The sequence below is a fragment of the Nitrosomonas sp. Nm33 genome, from assembly GCF_900107265.1.
GTDB lineage: Bacteria > Pseudomonadota > Gammaproteobacteria > Burkholderiales > Nitrosomonadaceae > Nitrosomonas.
Map to the genome: position 1 here is coordinate 1 of NZ_FNPJ01000018.1, position 15,520 is coordinate 15,520.

The window sequence follows — 15,520 nt, forward strand, 5'->3', positions numbered from 1 at the left end:
TCAACTGGTAAACCACAACCATCAACCGCCAAATGAATCTTTGTAGTGTTGCCCGCACGGCTTTTCCCGATGGCCTGCGGCTCTTGACCTACCGCGCCCGCACTATGCTGATGCGCTTTAACGTAGCTGCCATCAATAAATTCCCACTCCCAATCTGGATCAATAATCAGTGCCTTGAAAATTCTGCTCCACTTGTTACTTAATGACCAGGCATTGAATCTCTTGTAGATGGAATTCCAGCATCCAAACACCTCAGGTAAGTCTCGCCACGGACAACCAACCCGCATTCGGTATAGCATACCTTCTACTGTCATGCGCAAATTGCGCTTGTTATAAATCGCTTCTTGACGCAGAATCTTCTCCAGCTTCGACCAGAACTCATCGTTGAGCATCAATCGGGGCATCGCAAACTCGTTTTATCGGTGGTGTGAGAACACCTCAATATTACGAGTTTGCTTCTATTTATGAAATACTTATCTCAAAACGTCAACAGACCCTAGTAGAGTCGGTATTGTAGGAATTTTAGGCCTGTTATATATGACATGGGATCTCACTTCAAATGCTCAACAAAGTATTGCGGAACTTACTTCAAATGCTAATCAAAATATTGTGACAGCACGCGATCAAATGAAGGATTTTATCGAAAAAATGAATAATTCAGATAAAAAGATCGAATCTCTAGAAGCGCAAATTAAGTCTCTAACTGAATCCTTGAAGGAAGCAAAGAAGAACACAATAAAGAATGCTCGGAAAAAGTAATCAAAGAAGATGACTTGTCGCATCGAAATATGTGGCGGCATAGCTTCAGGTAAAACTACACTTGCTAATCTATTAGCAAGCCTGAATATCAAACCGATTCTGGAGAATTTCCAAATTAACCCTTTCTGGAAAGCTTTTTATGCTGACCCAATAGGCACAGCCTTCGAAACAGAAATAACTTTTCTTCTACAGCATTATCATCAAATCAAACTAGCAGGAAAAAGCGAAAGTAAAATAGTTAGCGATTTTGCTATGTATCTGGATCTTGCCTATGCGCATGTCACACTTCAGGAAGATAAACGCGAAACCTTTCTTTCTGTTTATCGGGAAGTAGAAAAAGAACTAGGCGTACCTGCTTTACTTATCCATCTCAAGTGCGATCCTGAAACAGAGTTAAAGCGGATTCGTGAGAGAGGAAGAGATGTCGAAAATTTGATTACTATTGAGTACTTACAACAGATAAATACTCAATTAGAGAAAATTCTCATTGAAAAAGCTAATCCACATAAGCTGTTTGTTATTAACAGCGGTTTACTTGATTTTGCACACGATGAAGACGTAAAACAATCGGTACTTAATAAAATAAACACTTCCTTCTCTTTGGAATTACCAAGACACACAAAAACTTGTGTGTAGTGGCAGGAATTTTGTGCGCTGATGTTAATTAAAATCTTAGTTCAGTGTATTCGAAAATTATTCAAATTGCATTGTTTCAGACATATAATTTTAGTTGAACATTTACTATGCGTAGGGAGTATCGATGAGTAATTATGCAATTGTCTCAACCAAGCAAGAACTTGAAAAAGCGCTTGAGCGTAAAATAGACATGATAATTGTTACTGACCCTGAACTTGCTCGTAACATTAAAAATGTTAAATACGCTTCTAGAGCAGCCTTAACAACTGCGATCGCAGCAATTGGGGTAGCTGCAACAAACTTCTGGAATCCTGTTGGCTGGAGTGCAGGCTTTGTTGGGGCTGTTGCTGGTGGTTCAACGATAGCTGCTATTGTTGCTTTAGGCCTTGGTGCATCGTTAATCTGGGGTATTTACAACGATTACAACATCAAAGCAAAAGGAAAAATAACTATGCCTTATGGTACCGAAGTTGAAGGTGAAATAATTTTAGAGAAAAACTAATGGAAAGCTAGTTTGGAAAGTTTAGTAGAGTATCTAATATGTCCATATAAAACCAATAAATTAGTCTGTTAATCATGCGGGTGGAATTCTATTATTTTCCAACGAAGTGGCGCACTTGTTTGCCTTAACGTATGTTCATCCTGTGGCAGTGAGAGTCTGCAGCATATTTTACTGGTCGCATGGAAAGCTTTATCGCAAGCCCAGCGTTTTCTACACTGGTTTTTTATTAAAGGGAAATTGACTTTGCCCAACAAATCATTGCACATGACCTCCTGCCAGTGTCACTTTGCGTCACCAGCCAACCGGAAGGTGAATTTAGCGTTAGTCTGATGAGGAGATCACAATGTTGGAATCAGCGAAATGCCATTCTTTGGTGTGTATCTTCATCAGCGTGTATGAATATTGCAATCGATCATCAGCGCATGCTACATGATATTCGAGGAGCCAAAGATTCTGGAGACTGGGTAAAGTGGTACCAGTAAAACTGGACAAGTAGCTAAGCTCTGACAATGCTAATTGAAGAGAGCAATGACCATTAGCAAGAAACGTAAACAATATTCAGCGGAATTCAAGGCAAAAGAGATATTAGCAGCGATACGTGGGATGAAACATAACTACAATTGGTAGCTCATTATAGGGCGCACCGACATCACCGATATAAATAGTTGGAGACGACTATTGATCAATTAACGGTGGAACGCGATATTTTAGCCAGAAAGTTCAATCATTAAGTCTTGCAAAGTGCAAGATAATGATTGAATTCCACAGCAAGCCGAGTCGATCCCACCAATGTCAATTATTGAATCTGACACACTCAATCTATTACTCTCAGCCTCAACCATCAAACGGTATTGAACTGATTTTGTTGCGGAAGATGGATGAGTAAAACCTGAATTCATTGAATATCATCCTGCCCATGTCCAAGAATTAAGCGATATTAATCGCCGTATTTACTGCCACCCCAGTACGCTTACTCGAATGTTAAAAAATGATACAAGTATTAGTGATTATTTAACTGTGTGGGAAAAAGACATCAATGTAATTCCATTTTGACACAGAAGCGGAATTATAAAATTGCTACTATTTTTAAAATTTATTCCTGGAATAACATAGCATGGCAAAAACAACTGCAAAAAATCAAAAAAATTTTGAAGAATCACTCTGGGAATCAGCCAACAAACTGCGCGGCAGCGTTGAACCATCGGAATACAGGCACGTTGTGCTGAGTTTGATCTTCCTGAAATTCGTCAGCGACACTTTCGAAGCACGGCGCAAGGAGATCATTGCCGAATATGGCGAGTAATACGTCGATAACGATGCGTTTTACACCATGAAGAACGTGTTCTATTTACCGGAAGACTCGCGCTGGAGCTACATTCTCAAATACGCCAAGCAGGACGATATTGCAGTCAAGATTGACACTGCTCTGCACGACATCGAAAAGAAAAACAAAGCGCTGGCGGGCGCATTGACGGACAACTACTTTTCCCGGTTGGATTTGGAAGTCAGCAAGCTGGCAGCCTTGCTCGACGAAATCAACAACATCCAGACTATCAACAGCCAGCATGAAGACGTGGTGGGTCGGGTGTACGAATACTTCCTGGGCAAATTTGCGCTGGCGGAAGGTAAAGGCAAGGGTGAGTTCTATACGCCCAAGAGCATCGTCAACCTGATTGCCGAAATGATCGAACCCTACAAAGGCAAGATTTACGACCCTTGTTGCGGTTCGGGCGGTATGTTTGTGCAGTCGATGAAGTTTGTCGATAGCCACAAAGGCAACCGCAAGGATGTTTCCATCTATGGGCAGGAACAAACCACCACCACCTACAAACTGGCGAAAATGAACCTTGCCATTCGCGGGATTGCCGCCAACTTGGGCGCGGCCGCGCGGGATACCTTTACCAAAGACCAGCATCCCGATTTGAAAGCCGATTTCATCATGGCCAATCCGCCGTTCAATCAAAAAGCTTGGCGGGCAGACAATGAACTGGTAAACGATCCGCGTTGGGATGGCTTTGAAACCCCGTCGACCGGCAACGCCAACTATGGCTGGATTTTGCACATGGTATCCAAGCTTTCGGAAAACGGCGTGGCGGGTTTCATTTTGGCGAATGGCGCCTTATCCGGTGATGGCACTGAAAAAGCCATCCGCAAAGCCCTGCTGGAAAAGCATTTGGTGGAAGCCATTGCCGTTTTGCCGATGCGAATGTTTTATACTACCGATATCAGCGTGACCTTGTGGATACTCAACCGCAACAAAAAAGCCCATACCGTACCCCACGGCGACCTAACCCGACATTATCGTAATCGAGAACAGGAAGTGCTGTTTCTAGATTTAAGAAAAATCGGTGAGCCGTTCGAGAAAAAATACGTTCAGCTCTCCGAACAACACATCAAAGATATTGCCAATACTTTTCACACGAGGCAGGAAACCCGCGCAACCGATGAATACCAGAATATCCCCGAATATTGCTACTCGGCAACCTTGGAAGAAATCCGCGCCAAGGATTATTCTCTGGTTCCCAGCAAATACATTGAATTCATCAACCGCGACGAAAATATCGACTTTGACGAAAAAATGACGCAGTTACAAAGCGGATTCGCTGAATTGCTGAAAGCCGAAGACCAATCGAAACAGGAGTTGCTCAACGTATTCAAGGAATTGGGTTATGCGATCGAACTATAAGCGTATCGGTCAATTTGTCCGCCAAGTCAATAACCGCAATACAGGACTGTCTGTTGTTGACTTGAAAGGGATCAGTATCAACAAACAGTTCATGCCATCCGTAGCCAATATTAATGGTACTGATTTATCGACCTACAAACTTGTTGGCAAAAATCAGTTTGCTTACAACCCCATGCACGTTGGTCGCGATGAAGTGCTGCCAATCTCTTTGCTTGAAGCCGATGAATCCGTTATCGTCTCGCCAGCTTACGTTGTGTTTGAAATTGTTGAGCCGGAATTGTTATTACCGGAATATTTGATGATGTGGTTTCGTAGGCCGGAGTTTGACCGTAATGCCTGGTTTACGACGGATAGCAGCGTGCGTGGTGGATTTAATTGGGATGATTTCTGCGACATAACATTACCCGTGCCGCATCCCGACAAACAGCGTGAAATCGTCCGCGAATACAACACCATTGTCGAGCGGATTAAACTCAAAGAACAACTGATTCAAAAGCTGGAAGAGACTGCAGAAGCTCTCTATCGTCATTTGTTTTCTGAGGAACAACAAGTTAAAAAATTACAAGAGTTGTGCGCTCTTATAACTGATGGAAAACATGGGGATTGCAAAAACCAAGACAACTCTGGCTATTATTTCCTCAGTGTAAAGGATATATGCGATGGTGATGTAATTTATGAAAATGCTAGGCAGATTATTAAGAGTGATTTTGATGAGACTCATAGAAGAACAAAATTTTCTGCTGGCGATATTCTTCTTTCAAATAGTGGAACTATTGGGCGTATAGCGATACTGAAAAATACTCCTGAAACAACTAAGTCTACATGTCAAAAAAGCGTGGCAATACTAAAGCCTCTGGAAAATGTAAGCAGTAGTTGTTTTATGTACTGTTTATTAAAATACAATCTCTCTAAGCTAATAGAGTTAGCTGGCGGCACTTCACAATCAAATTTATTACTTGGTGATTTAAAAAGGTTTGAAGTGCCTTATCCCAGTTATCAATCAGTTACATATTTTGAGGAATTAGCTTCTCCAGTTTTTGCTTTAGTACATTCAAATCAACAGCAAAATAAGATTTTGAGAAAATTAAAAAACATTATTCTCTCCCGTATTTCTGTTCAGTTTGTGGCAACTGCAACATGAAATTCACCGAAGAACGCCTAGAACAAGCCATCATCGAATTGCTCGCCAAGGAGTCCATTTCCCACATTCACGGAGAGACTTTGCAGCGTAATTTTGAAGAAGTTCTAATTCAAAGTGATTTGCGTGAATTTCTGGCCAAACAATACGCTGACGACGGCATTACACCCAACGAAATCAATGCCGTCATCCGCCAATTGTCGGCTTTTCCCGGCTCGGATTTATACGAATCCAACAAGGTCATCATGAAAATGGTTTCCGATGGCTTTTTGTTAAAGCGCGAAAACCGTAGTCAAAAAGATTTATACATTCAACTGATCGATTATTCCGCAGCAGACTGTAACTGCTATAAGGTGGTCAATCAGTTGGAAATTCAGGGCCTTGAAACCCGCATCCCCGATGCGATTTTGTACACCAACGGTTTACCGCTGGTGGTGTTTGAGTTCAAAAGCGCGATCCGCGAAGAAGCAAACATTTATGATGCCTATGTGCAACTGACTACCCGCTATCGGCGCGATATTCCGGAGTTATTTAAATACAATGCGCTGTGCGTGATTAGCGATGGCGTGAATAACAAGACTGGTTCATTTTTCGCGCCGTACGAGTTCTTTTATGCCTGGCGCAAGATCACTGGCGATGAGGCGTTAGACAAGGATGGCATTGATTCACTTTATACCTTGGTGCATGGTTTGCTTAACCGGCAACGCTTGCGCGAGGTGATCCGGCATTTTGTGTTTTTCCCGGATACTTCCAAAAAAGACGAGAAAATCGTTTGCCGTTATCCGCAGTATTACGCGGCTACCAAGCTGTATCAAAGTATCATGCAACATCGCAAGCCGTTGGGTGACGGTAAGGGCGGCACGTATTTCGGTGCAACCGGCTGCGGCAAGAGTTACACCATGCTGTTTTTGACTCGCTTATTGATGAAAAGTGTGGATTTTTCCAGCCCGACCATCGTGTTGATTACCGACCGTACCGATTTGGAGGATCAATTATCCGGGCAATTTACTAATGCCAAAGGCTATATCGGTGATGAAACAGTCATCAGCGTGGAAAGCCGCGCCCATTTGCGTGAACTGTTAAAAGGCCGTAACAGCGGCGGGGTGTTTTTAACCACCATCCACAAGTTCACTGAAGATACCGAGTTACTGACCGAGCGGGATAATGTGATTTGCATTTCTGACGAGGCACACCGTAGCCAGATCAACCTGGATCAAAAAATCCGTATCACCGAAAAAGGCGTGAAACGGACTTACGGCTTTGCCAAGTATCTGCACGATTCCTTGCCCAATGCGACGTTCGTTGGTTTTACCGGCACGCCGATTGATGCCACGCTGGATGTATTCGGCGAGGTGGTGGACAGCTACACCATGACCGAATCGGTGCAGGATGAAATTACCGTGCGCATCGTGTACGAAGGCCGTGCGGCCAAGGTGTTGCTGGATAATGATAAGCTCAAGGCTATTGAAGACTATTATCAGGAATGCTCCGAAGATGGTGCCAGCGATTATCAGATTGAAGCTAGCAAAAAAGTGTCAGCCAATATGAATGCGATTCTGGGCGATCCCAGCCGCATCAAAGCTTTGGTCAAGGATTTTATCGAGCATTATGAAAACCGGATTGCCGAGGGCGCAACAATCAAAGGCAAAGCGATTTTTGTTTCCAGTAGCCGCCAGATTGCCTATGCGCTGCATCAGGAAGTGATTGCTTTACGCCCGGAGTGGGCGGAAATCAAAACATGCGAGGACGGTAGCGAACTGAGCGAAAAAGAACGGAAGGACATCAAACCGATGGAGCGAATTAAGCTGGTGATGACTCGCAACAAGGATGATGACAAACCGCTGTACGATTTGCTAGGTAATAAGGATTACCGCAAGGAACTGGATCGACAGTTTAAAAATGCTAAGTCCAATTTCAAAATCGCTATTGTGGTAGATATGTGGCTGACCGGTTTTGATGTGCCATTTCTGGACACGATTTACATCGACAAACCGGTGCAACGGCATAACCTGATTCAGACCATTTCCCGTGTCAATCGCAAGTTTGAGGACAAGGATAAAGGCTTGGTGGTGGACTATATCGGCATCAAAAAGCAGATGAATTTGGCGCTGGCGCATTATAACAAAGCTGACAGCCAGAATTTTGAGCAAATCGAACAATCAGTTATCGTGGTTAAAGACCACCTGGATTTACTGGGCAAAATCTTTCATAAATTCGACAGCAGGCCTTATTTTCAAGGTGATTCTTTGGAACAACTGCATTGCCTGAATATGGCAGCCGAATTCGTGCAAGTAACCAGCGAGATTGAAAAGCGCTTTATGTATCTAGTGCAACGCTTGAAAGCGGCATATGACATTTGTTGTGGTCATGAAAAGATTACCCACGAGGAACGCGACCAAATTCATTTTTTTATAGCCGTGCGCTCCATTGTCTTCAAACTGACCAAGGGCGATGCACCAGATACGGCACAAATGAACGCCAAAGTTAAAGAAATGATTCAAGCTGCTTTGCAAAGTGATGGCGTGGAAGAAATCTTTAAGATGGGTGAAGCGCAAGGGGAAATCGATTTGTTCAACGATGATTTTTTGGCGAAGCTCGACAAAATCAAATTACCCAACACCAAAATCAAGGTGTTGCAACAACTATTAGCCAAGGCGATTGTAGATTTCAAGAAGGTCAACAAGGCTCAAGGGATGGATTTTTCCAAGCGCTTCAAAGCATTGGTGGACAAATACAACGAGCGCAAAGAACAGGATGTTTTAGTCAGTAATGTTCTGGAAGATTTCACCGATGAAATCATCGATTTGGTCCGCGCCTTGCAGAATGAGAAAGCTTCGTTTGAAGATTTGGGTATCGATTTGGAAGACAAAGCGTTTTATGACATTCTCAAATTATTGGCTAAAAAATACGATTTTGAGTACCCGGAAGACAAGCTGGTTAAATTGGCAAAAGCTGTTCGTGCTGTGGTTGACGATAAAGCTAAATATACAGACTGGAATCAACGTGATGACATCAAGGCAGAATTGAAAGTCAGCTTGATTATTTTATTGGCGGAGCATGGTTATCCCCCAGTGGATAGGGATGAGGTTTACATGGAAATTTTCGAACAGGCGGCGAATTTCAAGAAGCATCGGGCCGCTTAGATCTCACAAATTACAATGCGGTTAAATTTTAATTTGAAAATTCAAATTACTTATTTTTAAGCCTCTTGAATCAGGACTCATAAATCGAGTTAAAAATGATCGTAACGTTAGATGCTTACGAATTCATTAGTAATTCCTTTGTTTGCTCCAATAGCTCTTTACACACTCCATATTCGGATCATCGCAGCATTTCCTTTCATAAATTGTATTCCAAACTTGAATCCACGTGCTAATCAGACTACCAAAGTATCAAAAGTCTTTTATTTGCGATAGGTAAATGTACAAAAATTTACAAGAAAGCAGCTATTCGATGCACTGCTCATCTTCCCTAACTATCACCTTTAATCACATAAGGTAGCAATATAGTAGCAATGTGTTTTATGTAAGATATTTAAAAACACATAATTGTCTGATTTTATTGGCGCCCTAGAGACGAATCGAACGTCCGACCTACCCCTTAGGAGGGGGTCGCTCTATCCACTGAGCTACCAGGGCTGAACCTACATTTTACGCTATTATGTAGGGATGGATAAACAGAAACCGTTTCCTGAGCATACTGCTGCAGCACAAAAAAAATTACCGCGTACCGTCGTTGTACTTGGTCTGGTCAGCTTTTTCAATGATTTTGCATCTGATATCGTTGTGCCGCTTATTCCGATTTTGCTGGCATCCGTCCTGGCGGCCGGGCCGGTGGCATTGGGTTTGATCGAGGGTATTGCCGATGCGCTGGCTAGTTTGCTGAAGCTGTGGTCGGGGCGGCATTCTGACATCATGGGTGGCCGCCGCAAGAAATTGACATTAATGGGCTATATACTATCCAACATTGCCCGCCCGCTGCTGGGTTTGGCTGTTTCCTGGCCGGTAGTGTTGTTGCTGCGCAGCATCGATCGTGTGGGTAAAGGGATACGCAGCGCACCGCGCGATGCGCTGGTGGTAGATGCTACGCCTTCACATATGCGCGGTTATGCCTTTGGATTTCACCGCGCGCTGGATAATGGCGGAGCAGTGGCAGGGAGTCTCGCTGCGGCAGCTATACTCGCCTGGTCAGGGCTGGATCTGATCGAGGTGATTTTATGGTCTGCGGTACCGGGCTTTGCTGCAGTCCTGCTGCTGAGTATGGGTATCAAGGAAGAAAACCAGCGCACTATTGCACATGAGAAAGATGCCACATCCAAAGCCATGCCACCTTTACCTCCCTTGCGCTGGTCATTATTATCCAGGCCAATACGGCGGTATCTGCTGGTTCTGACGCTCTTCACCTTTGCGCGCGCTTCCGAAACGTTTATTTTATTGTTGGGATATCAACTAGGCGTGGGGGTAGTAGAGTTGTTGCTGATCTGGTCTGCCATCAACCTCGCTAAAACCATGACCTCGACTGCCGGTGGGCAGCTGACTGATCGTTATGGACGAGGCAGTTTGATATTGATCAGCTGGGTTGCGTTTGCAGTATCGTTCCTACTGTTTGGTCTGGTAACAAGTGGTAACGAATTATGGCTGGTCAGTATTTTTTACGGCCTGTTCATTGGTATGAATGAAGGTGCTGAACGTGCCCTAATTAGTGATTATGCTCCTCCTCTGGAGCGAGGCACTGCCTTTGGCTGGTATTATCTGGCGGTCGGACTGGCGGCCATTCCTGCTGGTGTACTGTTCGGCTCCCTATGGCAGTTACATAGTGCCTCGCTGGCGTTCTTTGTGGCAGGCGGATTTGCTGCCTTGGCGGCGATATTATTGCGGCTATACGCTTGGCCCGCCAAAAATACTCCGTCCCATTAAGCAGATAATTTAAGAAGTACCAGCACGGCACCACTGCCGCCCTGCTCAGGATTCGCCTGACAAAATGCCAGCACATCATCACGTTGTGCGAGCCAGCTGCCAACCCTCGATTTCAGCACAGGCTCACCGTTTTTCGAGCTCAACCCTCGCCCATGAATGACGCATACACAGCGAACACCATACTTGCCGCACTCATCGAGAAATGCGACCAAAGCATAACGTGCTTCATCCCGTGTCATGCCGTGCATATCCAGCTCAGCTTGAATTTTCCAGTGGCCTCGCCGCAATTTGCGCAGCATCTGGCGCGATAAGCCTGGGCGTAGATAAGACCACTCATCGCCTTCCGGGATTTCGAGTGAGATATGATCTGACAGCGTATCCTTGCTAGTAGCTGTTTCCACCGCAGGCCGAGGTATCGGCTGCGGCGGCTTTTGTCGATGAACGACTTGCTTAGAGGGAGCAAGCGGGATGACATCCTGCATCGCCTCACGAAATAAGGCAATCTCCTCTTCGTTACTTGTTTTCTTGGAAGTAAATGCTTTTTTGTCTTGCTTCACTTTAAACTATCAAGATATTTCTCCGCATCCAGCGCAGCCATACAACCGGTGCCAGCACTGGTCACTGCTTGGCGATAAACCTGATCCTGCACATCGCCCGCAGCAAATACACCCTCAATACTGGTGGCGGTGGCATTGCCTTCATTGCCGCCGCGGGTGACGATATAGCCATTTCTCATTTGCAGTTGCCCTTGAAAAAGATCGGTATTGGGCTGATGCCCAATGGCAATAAAGACACCCTTTAAATCCAGCGTGCGCGAGGTGCCATCATGAATATTTTTGATGCGAACGCCGGTCACACCAGATTCATCACCTAGTATTTCATCCAGCACGTGATTGAGCGATAACTTAACATTACCGGTTTGCGCCTTGTTCATCAGTTTATCGATCAGAATTTTTTCTGAACGAAATTTATCACGCCGGTGCACCACGGTCACTTGGCGAGCGATATGAGAAAGATACAAGGCTTCTTCCACTGCAGTATTGCCGCCACCGATTACAGCGACATCCTGGCCTTTATAGAAAAAGCCATCGCAGGTCGCACACGCCGATACACCTTTGCCCATATAGGTCTCTTCTGAAGGCAATCCCAGGTATTTAGCTGAAGCACCCGTAGCGATAATCAATGCATCACAGGTATAAGTACCTTGATCACCTATCAGGACGAAGGGTTTTTCCGTGAGTTTGGCCGTATGAATATGATCAAAAATGATTTCGGTTTGAAAACGCTCCGCGTGTTTCTGGAAACGTTCCATCAATTCCGGGCCTTGAACGCCTTGCACATCAGCCGGCCAATTATCAACATCAGTAGTCGTCATGAGCTGCCCCCCTTGTGCCAGCCCAGTGATAACAACGGGATTAAGATTGGCGCGCGCAGCATAGATCGCGGCCGTATAGCCTGCAGGGCCAGAACCAAGAATGAGCAATGGTGAATGTTTGGTGGTCATGTTTTTGTTTTAATAAAAATATAATTTAAGATTTTTGTTTGAGCACGATAGCGTGCTCGTAAACATCCAGCGCTTCTGTTTCTGATGGGCCTCTTTTTTTGGCTATCATCAACAAACGCTCTGAAGGTTTTTTCTGGTTGAGCAACAAATCGGTTTCATTCAGTGCTTCTCCAGGAAAATACATTTGGGTAGTCAATTCAGCGTAGCCCTTTTTGGATACTTTGAAATGAATATGAGGTGGCCGCACCCAAGTTGGTGACGCCGGATACGAGCCTGGCATGACTGTTTTGAAACGAAACTCACCATTCTCATCCGTCAACACAATTGCCCAGCCCTGGAAATTTGGATCCAGTGGCGCAGGATTGGGATCACGCGGGTGACGGTAACGTCCTTTGGCATTTGCCTGCCAGATTTCCACGGTAGCCTGAGATACTGGCTGACCATGACTATCCAACACACTTCCCATAACGATGATATATTTACCCTTTGCCACCCCATCGCGGCCTTGCACGCGCGTCAAATCAAAATCTTTATCGTCCTGTGGTGTGACTGGATAAAACGGACCCTCTGTTTCAGCAGGGGTAGGTGGCAGCAGTGCTTTGGCCATACTTCCTTTCGTAGTAAAAGCACCTACTAACCCACCCGTTATCCCGAACTTGATTAGCTTTCTTCTGGATAGGCTTTTCATTCTTCTCTCCTCAGACCAGATTAATTTACTATCAACCGGTTAGGCTTGCTTGAGTCGAGTAACTGAATATTATTGTTATAATTTTTGCTCTACCCAACCGGCCACACTCTCTAATGCACCGGGCAGTTTATCTGGCAAGGTACCGCCAGCCTGCGCCATATCCGCCCGCCCGCCCCCTTTACCACCTACTTGCTGGGCAACATAATTGATCAACTCTCCTGCCTTTACTTTTGCTGTCAAATCATCGGTAACCCCAGCAATGAGTGTCACTTTTCCGCCTTCTGTCGCTGCCAGAACGACGATGCATGATTTCAATTGATACTTAAAATTATCTAGAGTTTCACGCAGGATTTTTGCATTTGCACCTTCCAAGCTGGCCGCTAATATTTTCGCTCCTTTGATTTCACGCACTTGCTTACCAAGTTCGCCACTTTGCAGCGTAGCCAGCTTTGATTTCAATGAGGTTAGCTCTCTTTCCAGTTGCCTGACATGGTCGAGTAGTTGCGATAATTTCTGACTGATTTCCTGGGGTGGTGCTTTTAGGGTATCGGTAATTTCGAGCAATTGTGTCTCGCGCTGCTGCGCATAATCCACTGCAGTCTGCCCAGTAACGGCCTCAACCCGCCGGATGCCTGCAGCAACGCCTGATTCACTGATAATCTTGAAGAATCCGATATCACCGCTATGAGCCACATGGGTGCCGCCACATAGCTCTGTCGAAAAATCACCCATTGCCACCACGCGCACGTCAGTACTGTATTTTTCACCAAACAGCGCCATTGCACCGCGCTTGATGGCGTCGTCGTATCTCATCTGCTGCGTATCTACGTTATGATTACAACGTATTTGCTCATTTACCAGATGCTCGACTGTACGTAACTCATTGAGCTGCATTGGTGCATGATGAGAAAAATCAAAACGTAACCGATCTGCATTAACCAACGAGCCTTTCTGCGTAACATGATTACCAAGTACTTTGCGCAATGCCGCATGCAGTAAATGTGTGGCTGAATGATTATTGGCAGTATTGGCACGTGCGACTGGATTGACTTTCGCCAACACTGAATCGCCAACGACCAGTCGTCCACTGCTTAGTAATCCCTTGTGACCAAACACGGTTGCCTGAATTTTCTGTGTATCGGACACCATAAAGGTGCCATTGGCCGCCAGCAACTCACCACAATCGCCGACTTGCCCACCCGATTCCGCATAAAAGGGCGTGCGGTCGAGCACGATCACTGCTTCCTCAGCAGCTTCGACAAAATCAACCTGACTGCCTTGCTTGTAAATTGCCAGAACGCATCCCTCCTGTTGCAAGCTGTCATAGCCATAAAATTCGGTAGGGATGCCGTGATACTCTATACCGCCCTGCATGGTGAACTTGCCTGCGGCCCGTGCACGCTCGCGCTGGTCTGTCATGGCTTTCTCGAAACCGGCATAATCGATACTGATACCGCGTTCCCGGGCAATATCGGCTGTCAGATCGACCGGAAACCCAAAAGTATCATACAGCCGGAAAACGGTATCACCAGCCAACATACCGCTTTGTTCGCGCAAAGCCGCTTCCAGCACCTGCATACCGTTTTCCAATGTTTCCGCAAAACGCTCCTCTTCTTGCTTGAGTACGCTCGCAACGCGATCTTTGGCGGCCACGAGCTCAGGATAAGCCTGCCCCATTACTTTGGCCAGATCATCCACCAACCGATGAAAGAAAGGCACTTTCTGTTCCAGCCGGTAACCATGCCGGATCGCGCGCCGAATAATACGGCGCAATACATAACCACGTCCCTCATTACCTGGAATGACTCCATCAGTGATCAGAAAAGCACAGGCACGAATGTGATCCGCGATCACTTTGAGGGAGTTGTTTGATAAATCATCAGTTTGCGTCTCGCGTGCCGCTGCTTTGATCAAATCCTGAAACAGATCGATTTCGTAGTTGCTGTGCACTCCCTGCATAACTGCTGAAATCCGCTCCAATCCCATGCCGGTATCGACAGAAGGTTTTGGCAACGGATGTAGCGTGCCGCTCGTATCACGATTGTATTGCATGAATACCAGATTCCAGATTTCGATATACCGATCCCCGTCTGCATTGGCTGAGCCCGGCGGCCCCCCAGCTACTTCGGGACCATGATCATAAAAAATCTCAGAGCAAGGGCCGCAAGGACCGGTCTCGCCCATCTGCCAGAAGTTATCCATGGTAGCAATGCGCACAAAGCGTGCGGGCGCAATACCGACTTCGTTCAACCAGATATCAGCCGCCTCATCATCTTCGACATAGACTGTCACCCATAGTCTTTCCTCGGGAATTTCCAGCACTTTGGTCAGAAACTCCCAGGCATACTGGATAGCATTGCGCTTGAAATAATCACCGAAACTGAAATTGCCCAACATCTCAAAAAACGTATGATGCCGTGCGGTATAGCCGACATTCTCCAAGTCATTATGTTTACCACCCGCCCGCACACAGCGCTGTGAACTAGTTGCCCGCACATAGGGCCGTTTGTCCAACCCAAGAAAAACATCCTTGAATTGCACCATCCCAGCATTAGTGAACAGCAAGGTAGGATCATTGCCAGGAACAAGCGGACTGGACGCGACGATGGTATGACCATGCGACTCAAAGAATTCAAGGAATTTTTGTCTTATTTCACTGCTTTTCATGTTTGTTCCATTTCACATACACGT

General features: G+C 45.5%; 11 protein-coding genes, 1 tRNA gene and 1 pseudogene. 7 read left to right on the forward strand and 6 right to left on the reverse strand.

From position 1 onward, the window contains the following. The coding region (locus BLV54_RS05695; RefSeq protein WP_143032426.1) for an IS5 family transposase at positions 1-404 on the reverse strand (404 nt) is incomplete at its 3' end. Between the two features lie 133 nt (positions 405-537). Here BLV54_RS05695 and BLV54_RS05700 point away from each other — a divergent pair. The 6 genes and pseudogenes from BLV54_RS05700 (at position 538) to BLV54_RS05725 (ending at position 8,864) form a co-directional block, all read left to right on the forward strand. After that, entirely contained in the window at positions 538-759 is a 222-nt protein-coding gene (locus BLV54_RS05700; RefSeq protein WP_090569047.1) for a hypothetical protein, read from the forward strand. Between the two features lie 9 nt (positions 760-768). Then, positions 769-1,395 carry a deoxynucleoside kinase gene (locus BLV54_RS05705; protein ID WP_090569051.1) on the forward strand — a complete coding sequence of 209 codons (627 nt, stop codon included), beginning with the start codon at positions 769-771 and terminating at the stop codon, positions 1,393-1,395. 124 nt (positions 1,396-1,519) lie between these two features. Continuing rightward, entirely contained in the window at positions 1,520-1,897 is a 378-nt protein-coding gene (locus tag BLV54_RS05710) for a hypothetical protein (protein ID WP_090569053.1), read from the forward strand. Between the two features lie 1,114 nt (positions 1,898-3,011). Further along, positions 3,012-4,583, forward strand: a pseudogene (locus tag BLV54_RS05715) (N-6 DNA methylase). Then, on the forward strand, positions 4,567-5,724 hold the full coding sequence (locus BLV54_RS15990) for a restriction endonuclease subunit S (protein ID WP_176969688.1): 1,158 nt from the start codon (positions 4,567-4,569) through the stop codon (positions 5,722-5,724). The pseudogene BLV54_RS05715 and the gene BLV54_RS15990 overlap by 17 nt, the downstream one beginning before the upstream one ends. Next, complete coding sequence (locus BLV54_RS05725) at positions 5,721-8,864, forward strand: type I restriction endonuclease subunit R (RefSeq protein ID WP_090569056.1); 3,144 nt, start codon at positions 5,721-5,723, stop codon at positions 8,862-8,864. Before BLV54_RS15990 ends, BLV54_RS05725 begins: the two co-directional genes overlap by 4 nt. Before the next feature lie 419 nt (positions 8,865-9,283). Here BLV54_RS05725 and BLV54_RS05730 read toward each other — a convergent pair. Continuing rightward, a tRNA-Arg gene (locus BLV54_RS05730) sits at positions 9,284-9,359 on the reverse strand. 30 nt (positions 9,360-9,389) lie between these two features. On the opposite strand from BLV54_RS05730, the gene BLV54_RS05735 reads away from it, so the two are divergent. Next, the gene (locus BLV54_RS05735) at positions 9,390-10,637 is read left to right on the forward strand and encodes an MFS transporter (RefSeq protein WP_090569058.1); all 1,248 of its coding nucleotides are present in this window, start codon (positions 9,390-9,392) and stop codon (positions 10,635-10,637) included. On the opposite strand, the gene BLV54_RS05740 is transcribed toward BLV54_RS05735, so the two are convergent. The 4 genes from BLV54_RS05740 to alaS form a co-directional block, all read right to left on the reverse strand. Then, a complete protein-coding gene (locus BLV54_RS05740) occupies positions 10,634-11,194 on the reverse strand; it encodes a Smr/MutS family protein (protein ID WP_256329173.1) in 561 nt (186 codons plus the stop codon). The genes BLV54_RS05735 and BLV54_RS05740 overlap by 4 nt on opposite strands. Beyond that, on the reverse strand, positions 11,191-12,141 hold the full coding sequence (trxB, locus tag BLV54_RS05745; protein ID WP_090569061.1) for a thioredoxin-disulfide reductase: 951 nt from the start codon (positions 12,139-12,141) through the stop codon (positions 11,191-11,193). Before trxB ends, BLV54_RS05740 begins: the two co-directional genes overlap by 4 nt. A gap of 25 nt (positions 12,142-12,166) precedes the next feature. Further along, positions 12,167-12,829 carry a dioxygenase family protein gene (locus BLV54_RS05750; protein WP_090569064.1) on the reverse strand — a complete coding sequence of 221 codons (663 nt, stop codon included), beginning with the start codon at positions 12,827-12,829 and terminating at the stop codon, positions 12,167-12,169. Between the two features lie 75 nt (positions 12,830-12,904). Next, positions 12,905-15,496: an alanine--tRNA ligase gene (gene alaS, locus BLV54_RS05755; RefSeq protein ID WP_090569066.1), complete on the reverse strand. Its 2,592-nt coding sequence runs from the start codon at positions 15,494-15,496 to the stop codon at positions 12,905-12,907. Positions 15,497-15,520 lie beyond the last annotated feature (24 nt).

Coding starts and splice junctions, on each gene's coding strand:
- BLV54_RS05710 (WP_090569053.1), top strand. CDS start 1,520: ATGAGTAATTATGCAATTGTCTCAACCAAGCAAGAACTTGAAAAAGCG.
- BLV54_RS05735 (WP_090569058.1), top strand. CDS start 9,390: ATGGATAAACAGAAACCGTTTCCTGAGCATACTGCTGCAGCACAAAAA.
- BLV54_RS05750 (WP_090569064.1), bottom strand. CDS start 12,829: ATGAAAAGCCTATCCAGAAGAAAGCTAATCAAGTTCGGGATAACGGGT.
- BLV54_RS15990 (WP_176969688.1), top strand. CDS start 4,567: ATGCGATCGAACTATAAGCGTATCGGTCAATTTGTCCGCCAAGTCAAT.
- BLV54_RS05705 (WP_090569051.1), top strand. CDS start 769: ATGACTTGTCGCATCGAAATATGTGGCGGCATAGCTTCAGGTAAAACT.
- BLV54_RS05700 (WP_090569047.1), top strand. CDS start 538: ATGACATGGGATCTCACTTCAAATGCTCAACAAAGTATTGCGGAACTT.
- BLV54_RS05725 (WP_090569056.1), top strand. CDS start 5,721: ATGAAATTCACCGAAGAACGCCTAGAACAAGCCATCATCGAATTGCTC.
- trxB (WP_090569061.1), bottom strand. CDS start 12,141: ATGACCACCAAACATTCACCATTGCTCATTCTTGGTTCTGGCCCTGCA.
- alaS (WP_090569066.1), bottom strand. CDS start 15,496: ATGAAAAGCAGTGAAATAAGACAAAAATTCCTTGAATTCTTTGAGTCG.